Origin of the sequence: Nocardioides immobilis (assembly GCF_003515065.1) — a bacterium.
Taxonomy (GTDB): Bacteria; Actinomycetota; Actinomycetes; order Propionibacteriales; family Nocardioidaceae; genus Nocardioides; species Nocardioides immobilis.
The window spans coordinates 1-18,239 of record NZ_QXGH01000039.1 but is presented as its reverse complement, the minus strand read 5'-3'; the positions used below and the strand labels follow the sequence as shown (position 1 = coordinate 18,239).

At 69.4% G+C, this 18,239-nt stretch carries 23 protein-coding genes; 16 read left to right on the top strand and 7 right to left on the bottom strand.

The genetic code is table 11. The annotated features are described in order from the left end of the window. Nucleotides 1-8: 8 nt before the first annotated feature. Nucleotides 9-491 carry a DUF421 domain-containing protein gene (locus D0Z08_RS27430; RefSeq protein ID WP_118928477.1) on the bottom strand — a complete coding sequence of 161 codons (483 nt, stop codon included), beginning with the start codon at nucleotides 489-491 and terminating at the stop codon, nucleotides 9-11. 12 nt (nucleotides 492-503) lie between these two features. Further along, nucleotides 504-1,022: a hypothetical protein gene (locus D0Z08_RS27425; RefSeq protein WP_118928476.1), complete on the bottom strand. Its 519-nt coding sequence runs from the start codon at nucleotides 1,020-1,022 to the stop codon at nucleotides 504-506. Between the two features lie 269 nt (nucleotides 1,023-1,291). On the opposite strand from D0Z08_RS27425, the gene D0Z08_RS33215 reads away from it, so the two are divergent. Together D0Z08_RS33215 and D0Z08_RS27415 are read left to right on the top strand one after the other, a co-directional pair. Beyond that, nucleotides 1,292-3,688, top strand: a complete 2,397-nt coding sequence (locus D0Z08_RS33215; protein ID WP_118928475.1) for a cytochrome P450/oxidoreductase — start codon at nucleotides 1,292-1,294, stop codon at nucleotides 3,686-3,688. Beyond that, complete coding sequence (locus D0Z08_RS27415) at nucleotides 3,685-4,704, top strand: aromatic ring-hydroxylating oxygenase subunit alpha (RefSeq protein ID WP_118928474.1); 1,020 nt, start codon at nucleotides 3,685-3,687, stop codon at nucleotides 4,702-4,704. The genes D0Z08_RS33215 and D0Z08_RS27415 overlap by 4 nt, the downstream gene beginning before the upstream one ends. A 21-nt stretch (nucleotides 4,705-4,725) precedes the next feature. Here D0Z08_RS27415 and D0Z08_RS27410 read toward each other — a convergent pair whose 3' ends face one another. Genes D0Z08_RS27410 through D0Z08_RS33210 form a run of 3 tightly spaced genes read right to left on the bottom strand, consistent with a single transcriptional unit; the run spans nucleotide 4,726 to nucleotide 6,891 of the window. After that, the gene (locus D0Z08_RS27410; RefSeq protein ID WP_118928473.1) at nucleotides 4,726-5,475 is read right to left on the bottom strand and encodes an SDR family NAD(P)-dependent oxidoreductase; all 750 of its coding nucleotides are present in this window, start codon (nucleotides 5,473-5,475) and stop codon (nucleotides 4,726-4,728) included. 35 nt (nucleotides 5,476-5,510) lie between these two features. Further along, the gene (locus D0Z08_RS27405) at nucleotides 5,511-6,653 is read right to left on the bottom strand and encodes an acyl-CoA dehydrogenase family protein (RefSeq protein WP_118928472.1); all 1,143 of its coding nucleotides are present in this window, start codon (nucleotides 6,651-6,653) and stop codon (nucleotides 5,511-5,513) included. Continuing rightward, complete coding sequence (locus D0Z08_RS33210; protein ID WP_245994568.1) at nucleotides 6,643-6,891, bottom strand: hypothetical protein; 249 nt, start codon at nucleotides 6,889-6,891, stop codon at nucleotides 6,643-6,645. The genes D0Z08_RS27405 and D0Z08_RS33210 overlap by 11 nt, the downstream gene beginning before the upstream one ends. Nucleotides 6,892-6,964: 73 nt before the next feature. Here D0Z08_RS33210 and D0Z08_RS27395 point away from each other — a divergent pair, with 73 nt between their 5' ends. Beyond that, complete coding sequence (locus D0Z08_RS27395; protein ID WP_220454395.1) at nucleotides 6,965-7,648, top strand: enoyl-CoA hydratase/isomerase family protein; 684 nt, start codon at nucleotides 6,965-6,967, stop codon at nucleotides 7,646-7,648. A gap of 26 nt (nucleotides 7,649-7,674) precedes the next feature. Continuing rightward, nucleotides 7,675-8,316, top strand: coding sequence for a TetR family transcriptional regulator (locus D0Z08_RS27390; RefSeq protein WP_118928531.1), 642 nt, complete (start codon nucleotides 7,675-7,677; stop codon nucleotides 8,314-8,316). 6 nt (nucleotides 8,317-8,322) lie between these two features. Here D0Z08_RS27390 and D0Z08_RS27385 read toward each other — a convergent pair whose 3' ends face one another. Continuing rightward, nucleotides 8,323-8,952 (bottom strand): TetR/AcrR family transcriptional regulator, encoded by a 630-nt coding sequence (locus D0Z08_RS27385; RefSeq protein WP_118928471.1) that lies wholly within the window; start codon nucleotides 8,950-8,952, stop codon nucleotides 8,323-8,325. 78 nt (nucleotides 8,953-9,030) lie between these two features. On the opposite strand from D0Z08_RS27385, the gene D0Z08_RS27380 reads away from it, so the two are divergent. Then, a complete protein-coding gene (locus tag D0Z08_RS27380; protein WP_118928470.1) occupies nucleotides 9,031-10,260 on the top strand; it encodes an acyl-CoA dehydrogenase family protein in 1,230 nt (409 codons plus the stop codon). A gap of 49 nt (nucleotides 10,261-10,309) precedes the next feature. Here the strand turns inward: D0Z08_RS27380 and mftR are convergent, their stop codons facing one another. After that, nucleotides 10,310-10,912 carry a mycofactocin system transcriptional regulator gene (gene mftR / locus D0Z08_RS27375; protein WP_118928469.1) on the bottom strand — a complete coding sequence of 201 codons (603 nt, stop codon included), beginning with the start codon at nucleotides 10,910-10,912 and terminating at the stop codon, nucleotides 10,310-10,312. A 122-nt stretch (nucleotides 10,913-11,034) separates the two neighbouring features. Here mftR and mftA point away from each other — a divergent pair, with 122 nt between their 5' ends. The 11 genes from mftA (at nucleotide 11,035) to D0Z08_RS33520 (ending at nucleotide 18,131) form a co-directional block, all read left to right on the top strand. Further along, on the top strand, nucleotides 11,035-11,124 hold the full coding sequence (gene mftA, locus D0Z08_RS27370) for a mycofactocin precursor MftA (protein WP_118928468.1): 90 nt from the start codon (nucleotides 11,035-11,037) through the stop codon (nucleotides 11,122-11,124). Further along, nucleotides 11,124-11,414, top strand: coding sequence for a mycofactocin biosynthesis chaperone MftB (mftB, locus tag D0Z08_RS27365; protein WP_118928467.1), 291 nt, complete (start codon nucleotides 11,124-11,126; stop codon nucleotides 11,412-11,414). Before mftA ends, mftB begins: the two co-directional genes overlap by 1 nt. Then, a complete protein-coding gene (mftC, locus tag D0Z08_RS27360) occupies nucleotides 11,411-12,646 on the top strand; it encodes a mycofactocin radical SAM maturase (RefSeq protein ID WP_118928466.1) in 1,236 nt (411 codons plus the stop codon). The genes mftB and mftC overlap by 4 nt, the downstream gene beginning before the upstream one ends. A 66-nt stretch (nucleotides 12,647-12,712) precedes the next feature. Next, nucleotides 12,713-13,954 (top strand): pre-mycofactocin synthase MftD, encoded by a 1,242-nt coding sequence (mftD, locus tag D0Z08_RS27355; RefSeq protein ID WP_118928465.1) that lies wholly within the window; start codon nucleotides 12,713-12,715, stop codon nucleotides 13,952-13,954. 2 nt (nucleotides 13,955-13,956) lie between these two features. After that, a complete protein-coding gene (gene mftE / locus D0Z08_RS27350) occupies nucleotides 13,957-14,691 on the top strand; it encodes a mycofactocin biosynthesis peptidyl-dipeptidase MftE (protein ID WP_118928464.1) in 735 nt (244 codons plus the stop codon). Continuing rightward, entirely contained in the window at nucleotides 14,688-15,476 is a 789-nt protein-coding gene (locus D0Z08_RS27345; RefSeq protein WP_118928463.1) for a mycofactocin-coupled SDR family oxidoreductase, read from the top strand. The genes mftE and D0Z08_RS27345 overlap by 4 nt, the downstream gene beginning before the upstream one ends. After that, nucleotides 15,473-16,912 (top strand): mycofactocin biosynthesis glycosyltransferase MftF, encoded by a 1,440-nt coding sequence (mftF, locus tag D0Z08_RS27340; protein WP_118928462.1) that lies wholly within the window; start codon nucleotides 15,473-15,475, stop codon nucleotides 16,910-16,912. Before D0Z08_RS27345 ends, mftF begins: the two co-directional genes overlap by 4 nt. A gap of 29 nt (nucleotides 16,913-16,941) precedes the next feature. Further along, nucleotides 16,942-17,112 (top strand): hypothetical protein, encoded by a 171-nt coding sequence (locus tag D0Z08_RS27335; RefSeq protein ID WP_220454394.1) that lies wholly within the window; start codon nucleotides 16,942-16,944, stop codon nucleotides 17,110-17,112. A 40-nt stretch (nucleotides 17,113-17,152) separates the two neighbouring features. Further along, a complete protein-coding gene (locus D0Z08_RS32390; RefSeq protein ID WP_182481514.1) occupies nucleotides 17,153-17,614 on the top strand; it encodes an ABC transporter permease family protein in 462 nt (153 codons plus the stop codon). A gap of 164 nt (nucleotides 17,615-17,778) precedes the next feature. Beyond that, on the top strand, nucleotides 17,779-18,003 hold the full coding sequence (locus tag D0Z08_RS27325) for a hypothetical protein (protein WP_118928461.1): 225 nt from the start codon (nucleotides 17,779-17,781) through the stop codon (nucleotides 18,001-18,003). After that, nucleotides 18,000-18,131 carry a hypothetical protein gene (locus D0Z08_RS33520; protein ID WP_281271782.1) on the top strand — a complete coding sequence of 44 codons (132 nt, stop codon included), beginning with the start codon at nucleotides 18,000-18,002 and terminating at the stop codon, nucleotides 18,129-18,131. The genes D0Z08_RS27325 and D0Z08_RS33520 overlap by 4 nt, the downstream gene beginning before the upstream one ends. Nucleotides 18,132-18,239 lie beyond the last annotated feature (108 nt).

The following is an 18,239-nucleotide window of genomic DNA, read 5'->3' as shown; positions in this document are numbered from 1 at the left end:
ACGTGGGGTCACTCTGCGGTCGGCGGCTTGGCGGGCGCGCCGTCCGAGCCGCCTTCGCGGCTGAAGATCGAGAGCTGGCCATCTGCCTCGAGGACGGCGTACTCGATGTCGGCAGTGCTGCGGATGCCTTGCTTTCGCGCGGACACGAGAAGATCGGCCATCGCCAGACGCTGGGACTTCATCGCCGCCTCTATCGGCTCGCCGTCACGGAAGACGAGCATCGGCCGTCCGGTCACGACCGGGCGCACGCGGGGAAACCGCCACTGGAACCACGACAGGCCGACCGTGAGCAGCGCGAAGGTGCCGACCGCGATCCCGGCGCCGGTCAGGGAGTAATCCTGTTGGGTGACGCCCTGCTGGACGAGGTCGCCCATGGTGACGTAGAGCAGCAGCTCGAACGTGCTCAGCTCGCCCAGCGTCGTCCGACCGACGGCCCTGGTCACCAGCCACAGGAAGACGAACACGACGCCTGCCCGGATCACGATCTCCATCTGGTTCTCCCTCTACGGCCAGAGCTTGGTCTCGAACTCGACGGTCACCACCGGTACGCCCCCGACGACGACGCTGACTGTGCCGTCCTGACCACGCTGGCTGGCGGGTTGGATGTAGGCGTCGTAGTCGAGCCGAAAAGTGTCGGCGTCGGGGGTGTCGAACGTGAGGTAGACGGTCGTGCCGTCGCGGGTCCATGCGGCAGGCTCGGGAGTGAATCCTTGGGTCTCGAAGATGTCGAAGTAGTTCCCCGTCACCGCGAGAACCAGCGTCTTGTCGAAACCGCCCGGGCTTCGCACAGTGACCTGCCACGGCACGTCGAGGCCCGCTCTCGCGACCGCGGCGTGCCGAACGGAGAGGTCGTATCCTCCGCCGGTCGCGGACGTCGTCGTCGTTCGCACGCCAAGCTCACCGGACAGGCCGACCGCCAAGAACGTCGCCAGCAGGAGGAGGAACCCACGCCGGATCCACAGCGCAGAATCACGAGGCTCGCTCGTCGCGACGTCCTCGAGCGTCGATCCTGGGACCCTCACCCCACCGGTCTAGCACCATCGATGCTCCGCGGGATCGCGCCACGCGCGGCTTTCGTCTTCATCGTCGAGAGCTGAGGTCGGATTGAACCCGATTGCAAGACCGGCTTGGCGAGTCGCATAAGACCGACCAGGGGAGTTGTGCGAAAGGAACGAGAGTCCCGCCGCCCGGGGGTGCGAGCCTGATGACTCGACCGGCGACTTGACCCGCTGCCTTCCTTGTTGCAGTGGTCGGGGTCCCACACGAAACTAGCGGCGAGGAGGTCAAGGCCATGAGCGTTCTCGACCAGATCATCAACAAGGCCCAGGCGACGATCCCGATGGAGCGGCAGGTCCAGGGACTGCACCTGTTCCAGAAGGCCAAGAAGATGGTGTTCGGTGGCAGCCAACCGGTCTTCATCGAGGAGAGGATCCCCGACGTCGATGAGATTGCGCTGACCGAGATCGACCTCAGCAACCCGTTCCTGTACGGCCAGGGACAGTGGCAGTCCTACTTCAAGCGACTGCGGGACGAAGCGCCCGTGCACTACCGGGCGGACAGCGCCTTCGGGCCCTACTGGTCGGTGACCCGGTACGACGACATCATGACCGTCGACAAGGACTTCGAGAGGTTCTCCGCCGAGCCCCAGATCGTCATCGGCACCCCGCCGGAGGGCTTGGACATCGAGATGTTCATCGCCATGGACCCGCCGCGTCATGATCAGCAGCGCGGAGCGGTCCAGGGGGTCGTCGCTCCGCAGAACCTCGAGGAGATGGAGGCGCTGATCCGCTCGCGCGTGCAGGAGGTCCTCGACGGCCTGCCGGTCAATGAGCCCTTCGACTGGGTGGACAACGTCAGCATCGAGCTGACCTCGCGGATGCTCGCCACCCTGCTCGACTTCCCCTACGAGCAGCGCCGCGACCTCGTGCACTGGACCGACCTGGCGGCCGGCAGTGCCGCGGCCACCGGCGGCTCCAACGACATGGACGAGATGTACAAAGGCATCGCCGACATGGCGAAGAGCTTCAGTGCTCTCTGGCACGACAAGGCCGCGCGCCTCGCCGCGGGCGAGAAGCCTGGCTACGACCTGATCACCCTGATGCAGATGTCTGAGGACACCAAGGACCTCATCAACAGGCCGATGGAGTTCCTCGGCAACCTCATCCTGCTCGTCGTGGGAGGCAACGACACCACCCGCAACTCGATGTCGGGTGGCGTGTACGCACTCAACCAGTTCCCGGACGAGTTCGATCGCCTCAAGGCAGACCCAGGCCTTGTCCCAAAGCTCGTCCACGAGATCATCAGATGGCAGACGCCGCTCGCCTACATGCGCCGGATCGCCACGCAGGACACCGTTCTGAACGGCCAGTTCATCCGCAAGGGCGACAAGGTCGTCATGTGGTACGCGTCAGCCAACCGTGACGAGCGCACCTTCGAGAATCCCGACGACTTCGTCATCGACCGTCCCAACGCACGCCACCACCTCTCGTTCGGGATCGGTGTCCACCGCTGCATGGGGAGCCGTCTGGCCGAGATGCAGCTGCGGATCCTGTGGGAGGAGCTGCTGGCGCGGTTCGAGGACATCGAGGTCGTGGGGGAGCCGGAGTACCTGCAGTCGAACTTCGTCAGGGGCTACACCAAGATGATGGTGACGCTCACGCCGATCGGTGAGCAGAGTCGCCGGCGGCCCGCCGTTCCCAAGCCCGCGCGACTCGGTTCTCGTGAGGGCTGGGTCATGAGCACCACGGAGAGCGAGGTCGACCTGCGGGTCGAGGCTCGGCGGGAGGTGGCCGAGGGGATCGTCGAGCTCACTCTCGCCGACCCAACGGGTGCACCGCTTCCGTCATGGACCGCCGGCGCCCACATCGATCTCGTTCTCGACTCGTCGCTGACGCGGCAGTACTCCCTGTGCGGCAGCGCTGCCGACGAGTCGTCGTGGAAGGTGGGGGTCCTCCTCGACCCGAACAGCCGGGGCGGGTCGGCGTACGTCCACGAGAAGCTGGCGGAAGGTGCGACTGTCCGCGTGCGAGGCCCGCGCAACCACTTCGCGCTCGTCTCGTCGCCGCGCTACCAGTTCATCGCCGGCGGCATCGGCATCACCCCGATCCTTGCGATGATCGAGGCGGCTGAGGCTCGCGGTGCCGAGTGGAGCCTGCTGTACGGCGGTCGGTCCCGTGCGTCGATGGCGTTCCTCGACACGCTCGAGAGCAACGACCGGGTGACGGTCTGGCCGCAGGACGAGAAGGGTCTGCTCGACCTGGCATCGGTGCTCGGGACACCGCAGCCGGACACCTTGGTCTACTGCTGCGGCCCTGGCGCGCTCCTTGACGCGGTCGAGGAGGGGTGCGCGTCGTGGCCCGAAGGCAGCCTGCACCTCGAGCGGTTCGCGGCCAAGGAGGTTGTCGCGTCCGAGGACGCGCTCGACTCGTTCGAGGTGGAGTGCTCGCGCTCGGGCGTGACCGTGACGGTCCCCGAAGGCGCTTCGATCTTCGACGCGGTCGAGAGGGCCGGTGTCGACGTACTCGGGTCCTGCATGGAAGGCATCTGCGGCACCTGCGAGGCCGACGTGCTCGAGGGCACGCCCGACCACCGTGACTCGATCCTGTCCAAGTCGGAGCGCGAGCGTGGCGACACGATCATGCTCTGCGTCTCCCGCTCACTCTCGAAAAAGTTGGTGCTGGACGTATGAACTATCCCAAGGAGTGCTGGTACGTCGCTGCCACCTCCGACGAGGTCGGCGAGGGATTCACCGCTCGACGCATCGTCGACAGGCCGGTCGTGCTCTTCCGCCTCTCCGACGGCTCGATCGCCGCGCTCGAGGACCGCTGCGCGCACCGGCCCTACCCGCTGTCGGCCGGCCACCGCGAGGGCGACCTCGTCGTGTGTGGCTACCACGGCTGCACGTACGACGCGACCGGTCGCTGCGTGCGGGTGCCCTCGCAGGACAACCCGCCCTCGGGCGCGCAGGTGCGCGCCTTCCGGGTCGTCGAGCGCGGACCCTTCGTCTGGGTCTGGACCGGCACGGCCGGTGGCGAACGGCTGCGGCCGCCCCCGTCGACGCCCTGGCTCCAGGGTGATGGCTGGAGCAGCGTGGGGGAGCGGCGCGACGTGGCCGCGAACCTGCTGCTGCTGCACGAGCACTACCTCGACCTGACCAACGTGTTCGAGATGCACCCGGAGCTGGTGCCGCCGGGCATCGAGGCGCTGCCGCCGCTGGAAGAGGTAGAGGTGTCCGAGGTCTCGGTGTCCTACACGCGAGAGCTGCCCAAGGCACCCCTGGCACCGTGGGAGGCCCAGGTCTCCGGGCTCGACAGCGCCGAGTCGTACGGTCGCAAGGAGACGGGTGCGTTCGTGACCCCCGGCCTGCACAAGCAGACCTACACCATCACCGGCTCTGACGGTCCCGAGCTGGAGCTCGTGCGGACCCACGGCTTCACGCCCGAGTCGTCAGGGGCGACCCATGTCTTCCTCCAGATCTCGTGGCGCGGTACGGCGGTCGCGCCCGATGCGGGCACGCAGCTGGCCGCCGTGTTTCACGAGATGGCCAACCGTGACATCGCCGTGCTCGAGACCATGCAGCGTTGCCTCGACGAGGACACGACACCGCGGCGCTACTTCAACGTCAAGGCCGACCGTGCCGCCGTACGCGCTCGTCGGATCCTGACCTCGATGGTGGAGGACGAGCGGGGGCCGCACCACCCGTAGCCGGCGTCCGGCGGGATCGTGTCAGCGCGGTGCCATGCGGAGCGCGCCGTCCATGCGGACGGTCTCGCCGTTGATGTAGTCGTGCTGGATCAGCTGGGTGACCAGCTGGGCGAAGTCCGAGGGTTGGGCGAGACGCTGCGGGAACGGCACGCCGGCGGCGAGACCGGCGCGGAACTCCTCGCTGACCGTGGCCAGCATCGGGGTCTCGACGATGCCGGGTGCGATGGTGTTGACCCGGATGCCGTGTTGGGCGAGGTCGCGAGCCGCCGGCAGGGTGAGGCCGACGACGCCGCCCTTGGAGGAGGAGTAGGCGACCTGTCCGACCTGGCCCTCGTAGGCCGCGACGGAGGCGGTGTTGATGACGACGCCCCGCTGTCCGTGGTCCAGTGGCTCGGTGCGCGCGATGGCCTCGGCCGCGAGGGCGAGCACGGTGAACGTCCCCACCAGGTTCACCTCGATGATCTTGCGGTAGAGCCCGAGGTCGTGGACGCCACCCCGACCGAGGATCCGAGCCGAGGGCCCGATTCCCGCACAGTTGACGACGATCCGCAGCGGGCCCTGCTCGGCGGCGAGCGCCACAGCGTGGCGGAGCTCGGCCTCGCTCGTGACGTCGGCCTTGACGTACGCCACGTTGTCGAGGGCGGGCGCGTCGGACACGTCGAGGTCGACGCCGAAGACCCGGGCGCCCTGAGCAGCAAGGGCGGCGGCGGTCGCGTTGCCGAGGCCGGAGGCGGCGCCGGTGACGATGGCCGAGACGTTCTGGATCTGCATGGTGTTCCGTTCGATCGATGGTGGTCAGCGACAGCTCAGTGGCGGAGGTCGCGGCTGATGACGAGGCGCTGGATCTGGTTGGTGCCCTCGAAGATCTGCATGACCTTGGTCTCGCGCATGTAGCGCTCGACGGGGAAGTCGCGGGTGTAGCCGGCGCCGCCGAGGACCTGGACGGCATCGGTGGTGACCTTCATGGCGTTGTCGGTGCAGATCAGCTTGGCGATGGACGCCTGACGGCCGAAGGGGCGGCCGGCGTCGCGCAGCCGGGCGGCGTGGAGGTACGTCGCCCGCGCCGACTCCACCGCGGCGGCCATGTCGGCGAGGACGAACGCGAGTCCCTGGTGGTCGATGATCGGGCGGCCGAACGCCTCCCGCTCCTGGGCGTAGGCGATCGCCACGTCGAGGGCGCCCTGGGCGACACCGGTCGCGACCGCGGCGATCCCGAGGCGACCGGAGTCGAGACCGGCCAACGCGATCGGGAGACCCTGGCCCTCCTCGCCCAATCGCCGCTCGGCCGGCACCCGGACACCGTCGAACACCATGGTGGTGGTCGTCGAGCTCATCAGGCCCATCTTCTGCTCCGGTGGGTCCGCGGAGAGCCCCTCGGCGTCGGCGGGCACCAGGAAGCAGGAGATGCCGCGGCCCCCGGTGTCGGCTGTGCGGGCCATGACCTTGTAGAAGTCGGCGTGACCGCCGTGGGTGGTCCAGGCCTTGGCGCCGGTGATGACGTACTCATCACCGTCGCGCACCGCCTTGGTGCGCATCGCGGCCGGGTCGGAGCCGGCGTGCGACTCCGACAGGCAGTAGGCGCCGAGCAGCTCGCCCGACAGCATGTCGGGCAGCCACCGGGCCTTCTGCTCCTCGGAGCCGGCATGGAACGGGCCGAAGCAGCTCAGCGCGTGCACGCTGGTGCCGACACCGACCGCCGCCCAGGCCGAGGCGATCTCCTCGACAACCTGCAGGTACACCTCATACGGCTGGCCACCGCCGCCGTACTCCTCGGGATAGGGGAGACCCAGCAGCCCCGCCCGGCCGAGTGTCCGGAACACCTCGCGGGGGAAGGTCGCGGTGCGCTCGGCCTCGTCGACCTCGGGGCGCAGCTCCTTGTCGACGATCGTGCGAGTGAGGTCGATCAGGTCGGCCGACTCCTCGGTCGGCATCATCCGGTCAGCTGGCACGGGTGGGTCCCCTTCTCGGGTCAGGACTCAGGACAGGTACGACGGAAGCCGCGAGCCGATGATCTGCTCCGCCTCGGCGAGGATCGTGTCGTGTCGGCTGGGTCAGCGCCGTGAGGAACCCGAGCGCGCCGGCGTTGGCGACCGCGCCGATGAGGGGTGCCGTGCCGTAGCCCGTCATGCCCCCGCACAGGATCGGGTGGGGGACGCCGAACTGGCGGGTGAACTCGGTGGCGATCATTGCTTCTCCTCTGTACAGTCAACGGTGACTGTAGTCAACGCTGACTGTACGTGGCAAGCCCAAGGAGAACCTCGTGACCACTGCCCCTGGCTCGACCGCTCCCACGACCTGCGTCGAGTACGACGTCCGCGGTCGCGTCGCCGAGATCGTGCTGAACCGACCCGAGGCATCCAACGCGATCGACGTCGCAATGGCGCGCTCGCTCGCCGAGGCCTTCGTCCGGGCGGGCTCTGACCCCGCCGTCGACGTCGTACTGCTCCGCGGCCGGGGCCGACGGTTCTGCGGCGGCGGTGACCTGGCTGCGATGGCCGGCGCACCGGACCGCGAGGCTGCTGTCGCGGAGCTCGCCGCCGACATCGTCGTCGCCGGAGAATCGGCGAAGCTGGTGACGGCCTACACATCGGTCGGTCTCACGCCCGACGGCGGGATGTCCTGGCTGTTGCCGAGGGTGGTCGGCCAGCGGCGCGCGGTGGAGACGATCCTCACCGGCGAGCCGATCAGCGCTTCTCGGGCAGCCGATTTCGGGATCGTCTCCGAGACCTGCGCCGACGAGGACGTGCTGGCTCGCGCCCGGGAGCGCGCCAACGCCCTCGCCGCGCGTCCCGCCGCCGCGCGGTCCGAGGCGCGTAGGCTCGTCCGCGCGTCCTGGGACCAGGGTCTGGATGAGCACCTGGACGACGAGGCCGCCACGATCGCGGCCGCAGCAGGAACAGAGGAGACGGGTGGCCTGATCGCGGGATTCGTCGGTGGTCGGTGAGGATCGATGTGTCGAGGCAGGTGACGATGGCAAGCAAGACGGCCCAGGGCGGTCCGCGGTACGCCGACTACGAGGCTCGTAGCCGCGCGACCCAACAGCACATCCTGGACTCCGCGGTCGAGGTCCTCATCGAGCTCGGCTACAGCGGCGCCTCGACGCTCAAGATCCAGGAGCGTGCCGGGGTCAGCCGCGGCCGGCTTCTTCACCAGTACCCCGACCGCGACACCCTTCTCGTCGCAGCGGTCCAGCACATCGCAGAGGCCAGGCTCACTTCGACGATGAGTCGCGACGAGTGGCCGGCCGCTGCCGCCGACCGCATCGACGCCGCGGTCTCCACGCTGTGGTCGACCTACCACCAAGGCTATTTCTGGGCTGCCACGGAGCTGTGGCTGGCGGCCCGGTCGAACGCCCGGCTCGCCGAGGCGCTGGTTCCCAAGGAGCAGGCGCTGGGTGGCGCGATCAGGTCCGCGATCGACGAGATGTTCGGCCCGGAACTGACGGCGCACCCGGCGTACGTCGACCTGCGCGAGCTCCTCAACACCAGCATGCGCGGTGTCGCGCTCACCTACACCTTCGACCCGCGGGATCCCACCCTCGACCCGCACGTGCCGACCTGGCAGGCGCTTGCACGGCGCGAGCTCGAGGTCGAACGACGTCCTTCGCGATAGTCCCTGTCACCCGCGATCGGGTCCGCTTCCTCGGGCAGCTGGCGACGGGTGAAGGAGTACGAGCACAGCGTCGGTGATCGCGGTGAGGTCCTTGTTGGCCGCTGGGTTGTTGGTCGAGGTGCTGTTGAGCGCGCCGATGACCAGGTCGCGAAGGATGCGGAGGGTGATGTCGGTGCGCACCACGCCGTCGGCCTGGCCGCGCTTGAGGATGTCGGACCAGACCTGCGCGAAGCGGCGTTCGTGTTCGGCATGCACTCGGCGGAGGTCCGGGGGGAGGGTCTCGACCATCCTGACCACCGAGGATGCCCTGTCGTCGCTGGCGTGCAGGGCGTCGAGGTGGCCGCGGATGGCGGCTCGGAGCCGATCCTCCGGCGAGGCGTCAGCCTGGACGTTGCCGACGGCCAGCTTCAGGGCCGCGCGGGCGGACTCCACGCCTTCGGCCAGGACGTCGATGACGAGCTCGTCCTTGGTCTTGAAGTGGAAGTAGAGGCTGCCGAGCTGGAGGCCGGCTGCGGTCGCGATGCGCCGGAGGCTCGCGCCGCCGTACCCGTTCTCGGCGAACTCGCCAGCCGCGGCATCGACGATCCGGCGGCGGGTGCGTGCCGCCTTGTTGTCCACGGGAGCGGTTGCCGGCATGGCCGCATCCTAGCGAATCGGACGATTGTCCGGTTATGATCGATTCGGACGATCGTCCGATTACTACGAGGAGTCCCTATGAGCACCGCCGTACGACGCACCCAGGAGCACATGTCCCACGACGTGTTCCTGCCCAAGGAGACCGTGGAGCTCCGCCGGCGGGCTCGCGACTCGGTCGCCCGTCACCTCGCACCGGTAGCCCGGGAGATCGGCACCCGCGAGGAGTCAGCGGAGAGCTTCCCCTGGGAGGCATTCCGCGGACTGGCGTCCGATGGCCTGTTCGCCGTTCCGTTCGGGGCGGACCACGGCGGTGGCCTGGAGTTCCCGATGCTGGGCACCTGCACCGTCGCCGAGGAGATTGCCTACGAGTCGTCCTCGATGGCCGGCGTGTACGACGGCCAGTGCATCTTGGTGCCCTCGACGCTGCGGCACGCCAGCCCGCAGCTCCAGGAACGCCTCATCCCTGACCTCGTCTCCGGTCGTCAGGCCTTTGCCTTCGCCACGACCGAGCCCGAAACCAGTTCCGACCTCACTGCCGAACGGCTGGGCACCTGGGCCGAGGAGACCGCGGAGGGCTACGTCGTCAACGGGCGCAAGCGCTGGATCACGAACAGCGTCGTCGCCGGCTGGGTGTCGATGCTGGTCCGCGCCGGACGCGATGGCAGCCGCGCCCACATGCTGCTCATCGACCTGAGCAGCCCCGGCGTCCGGATCGGTACGCCCGATCTCAAGCTGGGCCACCGTGGCCAGATCACCGCAGATATCGTCCTCGAGGACGTGGAGGTGCCCCGGGCGAACGTCCTCGGCGAACCCGGTCGCGGCATGGCGGTCGCGCTGTCCTCCCTGGTGCGCGGCCGGATCGGCATCGGCGCGGCCGGCGTGGGCGTCGCGCAGGGGGCCCTCGACCTCGCCGTCCACCGCCTCCAGACGAGGGAGGTGTTCGGCCGGCCGCTGGGGGCCATGCAGCACTGGCAGTTCCAGATGGCGCAACGAGCCACCGAGCTGGAATGTGCGCGCAGCCTCTACCAGAAGGCTGCGATGCTCCTCGACACCGGCGATGCGACGGCCGAGCCCGAGGCCGCGATGGCCAAGGCCTACGGCACCCGGCTGGCCAACGACCTGGTTCGCGAGGCTATCCAGATCCACGGGGCGCTCGGCTTCGCCCGTCAGGTCGGGGAGACCGGCGAGTCGGTGCGGCTGGAGGAGATGTACCGCGATGCCAAGATCCTGGAGATCTTCGAGGGCGCCAACGAGCTGCAGCAGTGGATCATCGCCCGGCGACTGCTCGGCCGCGAGATCACCGGCTGACCGGGCGCGCGCCGGGTCGGGTGAGCAGTTCCGAAGAGCATGACGTGACTCAGGTCGGACAGAGGTACCGAACCAAGTTGGACATTCCCTCGTCGAGCACACCGGGCAGATCCGCGCTCTCGTCGTCGAGCCACACCTCATAGGCCGTGAGCGCGAGCGCGAGGCTGACCTGGCCGATCAAGCGTGGAACCAGGTCGCTGGGCCGGGCGTTGGTACGCCGGGCGACGTACTCGGCGATCGCGGCCCGCCAGGCGGCGTACTGATGGACTGAGTGCGCCCGCAGCTCAGGGGTGGTCAGGATCAGGCGCATCCGGTCCCTGTGGCTCGGGCGCGCGTTGTCTGGGAACCGGTTGAAGTCGACGACGGCGCGGTGCACCGCATCATGCAACGGGATCTCGTGTGGCTGGGCGGCCAGCAACTTACGGAAGCCGGCGAGGGTCTGGTCGAACTGGCCCCACGGGATGTCGTTCTTGGACTGGTAATAGCGGAACAGCGTGCGGCGGCCGACCCCGACTCGTTCGGCGATGGCGTCGAGGGTGGTGCGCTCGAACCCGCGCTCGCCGAAGAGCTCGAAGGCTGCCTGTTCGATCTCCGCGTGTGACGTCGCCACCGGCCGCCCGCGGGCTCTCCGGCGCACGTCCTGGTCGGTCACGACAGCGAACCTACCGCGTCGGGAGCAGATTTTCTGCACTCGTTGCCGGAAAACTCTGGCTTTATCGCCACGAGTGCCATTACTGTGTGGCGGACACCACAACCGATGCTCAGGAGGCAGCGATGAACCCGGAGAACGAGCAGCAGGAAGAGCTGATCGCGGAGGACCTGATCGAGGAGGTCTCGATCGACGGCATGTGTGGCGTGTACTGATGGACGACCTGCTGGGGGAGCCGTGGATGCTGTCGCCGTCGGTGGCGTTGCGTCCGGAGCCCTTCGGTGCGCTTGCCTACCACTTCGGGAACCGCAAGCTGACGTTCCTGAAGCGTCCTGAGCTGGTCGCCGTGGTCCGGGGGCTCATCGAGGCGCCCGACGTGCGGACCGCGCTCGAGACGGCCGGAGTACCGGCCTCCCAGCACCCCGCGTACGCCGCCGCCCTGCGCGGTCTGGCCGCCACCGACATGATCCGCCGGCGGACCGGCGAGAACGGGGCAGCGGCATGACGCTCACCACCGACCGGCCCACAGAGCGCCCCCGGACCGGGACGTTGGTCGAGCAGTTCGAGCTCGGACTGGACGCGCCGATCTGCCTGACCTGGGAGCTCACCTACGCCTGCAACCTGGAGTGCGCGCACTGCCTGTCCAGCAGCGGCCGACGCGACCCGCGGGAGCTGAGCACCGCCCAGTGCAAGGCCGTGATCGACGAGCTGCAGCGGATGCAGGTCTTCTACGTCAACATCGGGGGCGGGGAGCCGACCATCCGACCCGACTTCTGGGAGCTGCTGCAGTACGCCGTGGACCATCAGGTCGGGGTGAAGTTCTCCACCAACGGCGTGCGGGTCACCCCCGAGCGGGCGGCGTTCCTGGCCTCCCCGGCGTGCAACGGCTATGTCGATGTGCAGATCTCCCTGGACGGGGCGACGGCTGAGGTCAACGACTACGTCCGCGGTCCGGGGTCGTTCGACACCGCGCTCGCCGCGCTGCAGAACCTGCAGGACGCCGGGTTCACGGACGCGAAGATCAGCGTGGTCTGCACGCGGCAGAACATCGGCCAGCTCGATGACTTCAAGGCCCTGGCGGACCGGTTCGGGGCGACGCTTCGGCTGACCCGGCTGCGTCCGTCCGGTCGTGGCGCGGACGTGTGGGACGAGCTGCACCCGCTGCCGGAGCAGCAGCGCGTGCTCTACGACTGGCTGATGGCGCACGGCGAGGACGTGCTGACCGGCGACTCCTTCTTCCACCTCGCCGCGTTCGGCGAGTCCCTGCCGGGTCTCAACCTGTGCGGCGCCGGCCGGGTGGTGTGCCTGATCGACCCCGTCGGTGACGTCTACGCCTGCCCCTTCGCGATCCACGACAACTTCCTGGCCGGCAACCTCCTCGCCGACGGCGGGTTCCAGCAGGTGTGGCAGACCTCGGCGCTGTTCGCCGACCTGCGCTCTCCGCAGACGGGCGGTGCGTGTGCGAAGTGTGAGTTCTTCGACTCCTGCCGCGGCGGGTGCATGGCGGCGAAGTTCTTCACCGGGCTGCCGCTCGACGGCCCGGATCCCGAGTGCGTCCAGGGGTACGGCGAGCAGGCCCTCGCCGCGGACCGTGTGGTTCCGGCGCCGAGTCAGGACCACTCCAAGACCAGCCCGACTCGCAACCAGCCGGTGATGCTCCAGCTCCTCACCCGCCCGCCCTCTCAGCCGCCGGTCTCGGCGTGCGCCGAGAGCCCGCTCTCCGGTTTCACCCCCTGATTCCGGGCCGCCGCGGACCCTCCCGAAGCCCGCGGCGGCCCGGTCACCACCACCGAAAGCAGGACCATGAAGGTCGAGAATCCCTGGAAGCAGAACCCCTGGTTCGAGTCCGTCGCGGTTGCGCAGGCCCGGGCCAGGAAGCGGCTCCCCGCCCCTGTGTACGGCGCGCTGGTCGCCGGTTCGGAGCGGGGCCACAGCATCGCCGACAACTTGGCCGCATTCGCCGAGATCGGGCTGGCGCCGCACGTGGTCGGCCAGCTGCCGGAGCGCTCCCAGGCGACCACCGTGTTCGGTCAGCAGATCAGCCTGCCGGTGATCATCAGCCCGACCGGCGTACAGGCCGTGCATCCGGACGGTGAGGTCGCCGTCGCCCGCGCCGCCGCCGCGCGTGGCACGATCATGGGCCTGTCGAACTTCGCCTCCAAGTCGGTGGAGGAGGTCACCGCCACCGGTGCGACGACGTTCTTCCAGATGTACTGGACCGGCGACCGCGACACGATGATCCAGCGGATGACCCGGGCGCACGATGCCGGTGCGAAGGGTCTGATCGCGACCCTGGACTGGTCGTTCTCGATGGGCCGCGACTGGGGCAGCCCCGAGATCCCGGAGAAGGTCGACCTCAAGACTATGGTCCGCCTCGCCCCGAAGGTCGTGACGAAGGGCCGGTGGTTGTGGCAGTTCGGCCAGCAGTACCGCCAGAGCGGCAAGCTGCCCGACCTGACCGCCCCCAACCTCGCCCCGCCGGGCGGTGCGGCGCCGACGTTCTTCGGCGCCTACTACGAGTGGATGACCACCCCGCCCCCGACGTGGGAGGACGTGGCCTGGATGCGGGCGACCTGGGCCCAGATCAGCGGCACCCCGTTCGTGCTCAAGGGCGTGTGCCGCGTCGATGACGCGCTGCGCGCGGTCGACGCCGGCGTCGCCGGGATCTCGGTGTCCAACCACGGCGGCAACAACCTCGACGGCACCCCCGCCGCGATCCGGATGGTCCGCCCGATCGCCGAGGCCGTCGGTGACCAGATCGACGTCGTCATGGACGGCGGTGTACGGCGCGGCTCCGACGTCGTCAAGGCGCTCGCGCTCGGCGCCAAGGCCGTCCTCATCGGCCGCGCCTACCTGTGGGGACTGGCCGTCAACGGCCAGGCCGGCGTGGAGAACGTCCTCGACGTCCTGGGCGGCGGCATCGACTCCGCCCTCCGTGGTCTCGCGCTCTCCTCGACCGCCGAGCTCCAACCCGAGCACCTCCTCGTGCCCGACGGCTTCGACCGCGCGCTCGGTCTGCCCGCCCCCTCCACGATGAGGACTTGACGATGGACCTCAACCCTGACCTCGACCTCGCCGCCGCCACTTCGCCTGGCCTGCCGGCCCTGCCGTCGGTGCTGGTGCCTGTCGGGTCGATCGAGCAGCACGGACCACACCTGCCGCTCGACACTGACGCTGTGATCGCGACAGCGGTGGCGACGCGCGCCGCGAAGGTGCTGGTTGCCCGTGGGCGGGCAGTCATGGTCGCCCCGGCTATCAGCTACGGCTCCAGCGGGGAGCACCAGGACTTCGCGGGTACCAGTTCCATCGGCGACACGGTCCTCAACCAGGTGGTCGTCGAGCTCGCCCGATCTATGCGCACCTGGGCGGCCGACGTGGTCTTCGTCAATGCACATGGGGGCAACGTCGTCGCGCTGAGGGCGGCAGTTCGCCAGCTGCTGGACGAGGGCCACGATGTCGGTTGGGTCGCCTGCGACTGCGAGAACGTCGTCGACCTCCACGCCGGCCGCACCGAGACCTCGCTCATGCTGTACCTAGCTCCTTGGAACGTCCGGCTCGGACGGGCGGAGCCGGGGAACACCGGCTCCCTGGAGGAATTGCTGCCGCTGATGAAGGCCGGCGGCGTGAAGGCAGTGTCAGCAAACGGTGTGCTCGGCGATCCGACAGGTGCGAGCGCCGAGGAGGGCCGAGCGGCGCTGACGACGATGGTGCGCGACGTGGTGCGTGCCGTCCAGGTGATCCTCGGAGACAGCCTGCCGGATGTCCCGACCGGTCCGTCGTGACCGGGCGCGTGGTCCTGGTTACCGGTGCGGGGCGCGGCATCGGTGCCGCGACAGTACGCGCCCTGGCCGCTGCCGGTGATCGGGTGGTCGCCGTCGACGCGTGCCAGGGCGACAGGGGCGAGGTCGGTTACGCGCTGGCGACTCGAGCCGAGCTCGACGAGGTGGTCGCGCCGTACGGCGACTCAGTGGTCGCGCACCTCGCCGACGTACGCGACCTCGCCGGTCTGCAAGCAGCCGTGGACCTTGCGCTCGACCGGTGGGGCAGGCTCGACGCCGCGGTTGCGGCTGCTGCCGTCATCGCCGGCGGTCGCCCGTTGTGGGAGACGCCGGTCGAGGAGCTCGCCCTGCTGTGGGACGTCGACGTCCGCGGTGTCTGGAACACCGCAGCGGTCACCGTCCCCGCCATGCTCGCCGGCCCCGACCCCCACGGCGGCCGCTTCGCAGCCGTCGCCTCCTCCGCCAGCACCCACGGCCTCCACCGGCTCGCCGCGTACAACGCTGCGAAGCACGCGGTCGTCGGGCTCGTGAAAGGCCTCGCCGCCGACCTGGTCGGCACCGGCGTCACTGCCTGCGCCGTCTCTCCCGGCTCCACCCGGACATCGATGCTCGACGCCACCGCCGCGCTCTACGAGCTGCCCGAGGTCGAGGGCTTTGCCGTCAACCAGCTCTTGAGACGGCTGATCGACCCCGACGAGATCGCGGCCGTCCTGGCGTTCTGCTGCAGCCGCGACGCCGCGGTCTTCAACGGCTCGGTCCTGCATGCCGACGGCGGGTTCTCGCCGTGAGCGCGACCACGCGGTCCCGCCTCCCCGACGGGTTCGAGGTGCGCCTCCGTGACGACGTGCTGCGCGCCGAGGGTGGCCGGGTCCTCGTGGGCGGTTCGCCGACCCGGGTGGCCCGGCTCAGTGATCGCGCGCGAGCACTCCTCCAGGGCGCCAGGCTCGTCGTCGACGGGCCGACGTCAGCCGCCCTCGCCCGCCGTCTGCTCGACGGAAATCTCGCCGACCCGGTCGTCGACGGCATCGAGGTCTCGGCGGACGACCTGACCGTCGTCGTGCCGGCCCGCGACCGGGTGGAGCAACTCGGCAGGTGCCTGGCGGCGCTGGCGCCCCTGCGGGTTCTCGTGGTCGATGACGCATCGGAGGACAGCGCCACCGTCGCTCGGGTGGCGAAACAGTACGGCGCCGGCGTCGTACCTCTCGCCCACAACGTCGGCCCGGCAGGCGCACGGAACGTCGGGCTGGCTCTTGTCTGCACACCACTCGTTGCCTTCGTGGACTCCGATGTGGTCGTCGACGGGCCGACGCTGCTGGACCTCGCCCGCCACTGTGCTGACTCCCAGGTCGCGCTGGTCGCGCCGCGGGTGGTCGGAAATCCGCAGCGCTCCCGTCCCCGGTGGTTTGAGCGGTACGACGCTGCCGCGTCCTCTCTCGACCTCGGGCGGATCGCGTGCCAGGTGCGTCCCGGCGGCGCGGTCGCCTGGCTTCCTTCGGCGTGCCTGGTCGGTCGCGCCGAGCTCCTCGGAGACGGGTTCGACCCGGAGTTGCGGGTGGGGGAGGACGTCGACCTGGTCTGGCGGCTTCACGCGGCGAGCCTGACCGTTCGCTACGACCCCTCCGCTGTTGCCCGCCACGACGTCCGGTCGACGGTGCGCGCCTGGCTGGGGCGGAAGTTCGTCTACGGGACCGGTGGCGCCGCTCTCGCGAGGCGCCATGGGGCCAATCTCGCGCCGGCCAGTCTCTCGCTGACCATGGCGGTGGGCGCCGCCGCCGTACTCCAGCGCCGTTGGTGGTCGGCTCCCGTCGCTGCCGCCGCCGTGGCGTGGTCGACATGGGGACTGCGCACGCGCCTCCCGCTCGGGCGTGGCCGGACGGTCCTCGCGGCATGGCTCTCCGCTCGCGGCCTGGGATGGGCCGTACGTCAGGAGGCCGGACTAGTGCTCCGGCACTGGTGGCCCCTCGCAGCAGTCGGAGCGGTCGGGAGCCGATCCGTCCGCCGGATCCTCGTCAGCGCCGTCGCGGTCGACCTCGTGATGTTCCTGCGCGAACGTCCGGGTGTCGACCTGCCGACCGTCCTCCTCGCCCGTCGCCTTGATGATCTCGCCTACGGCGCCGGGCTCTGGTGGGGCGCGATCGGTCAACGGAGTGCTCGGTGTCTCGCTGTGCGCCGCCCGAGAGCAACTCGTCGGGGACTCTTCCGTGTCGCGTCTTCCGACACGTAAGACCCGCGCTCGACTCGTACCGTGCTGATATGAGCCTGCGTAGACGGATCGTGTTGATCAGCGGCGGAAGCCGTGGCGTCGGGGAGCCCGTCGCCGTCAGGGCGGCGCGCGACGGCGCGAACGTCACCCTGCTCGCGAAGACCGATCAGCGCACCGACTGCCCGGGACGATCCGCCGCGCGGGTTAACGCGGGGACGTAGCTACTCGCTCCGAATTGAGCCACGCAGTCCGCACCAACGCATGGGGGAGATGAGCAATGGCGACCACGACACCGCGGCCGAAGGTCTCGGCGGTGCGCGCGAAGCTGACGCCCCTGGGGGCTTCTTCGCCATGGCAGGCGACTCGTTGCGAGCGATGTTCCGGCGGCCGTTCGCGGTCGGTGAGTTCCTCGAGCAGACGTGGTTCATCGCGAGCGTGTCGTTCCTGCCGGCGATCTTCGTGACGATCCCGTTCACGGTGGTCGTGCAGTTCTTCATCAACCAGCTGCTCCAGGAGATCGGTGCTACCGACCCCCAAATTGGTTGCTGCCACGTCCGACAGCTTCGGGCGCTGCGATGCCGCCGCTCCAGTCACGTCGAGGTTGGCCGCGTGGCGCACGGCTGCAAAGGCCGCATCCACCGCTGCACGGGTTCGCTCCGTGCTGCTGGGCACGAGATGGGTGTAGGTGCGCAAGGTGAATCCGGGGTCGCTGTGCCGAGGTAGTCGGACACAGCGCGAATCGATTCGCCGGCGTCAAGGAGCACGGACCAGTGGCGTAGGGCGTGCATGAGCGATCACGCAGGTGCAAATGACGTGGCAGCGAGCTGACTCGGGACTCGGGGTGGTGGTCGCCGAACCGGGGCGACGCGACGCTCGAGGCTCGGGCAATGGACCCCGTTCGAGACCGCTGCGGCGACCTACCCGGTCGGAGCGAGGCGAACCGTGCGCCAGGGGGTGGCGCTTCTGAGCCGGAGGCCCTCGACGCCTACATCGACCTGAACCAGGACGCCGCGCCCGCGATCGTCCTGGAAGGCTGGCAGGACCCGGCCGCACTCCGTCAGCTCGCTGCTGCCGCGCTCGCGGCCGCTGAGTTGCTCGAGGCGCACCGATGAAGGACCGCCTCGTCTCGGCGACCACCGTTACTGCCGCTCTGCTGTGGCTCGCTGCCCTCGCGCTCGGCGTCATCTACTGCTTCGGCGAGCCGCGGGGCGTCGGTTTGTTTGAATCGCCCTGGGTCTGATGGAGGCTCTGGTCATTTGATTTCAACCAGGGCGCTCTGGCCCTGCTGGGTAGCGTAGAACCTCCCTTCGAACTCGACCGGCGGTAGGTCGTCGAGGTAGCCGTGGAG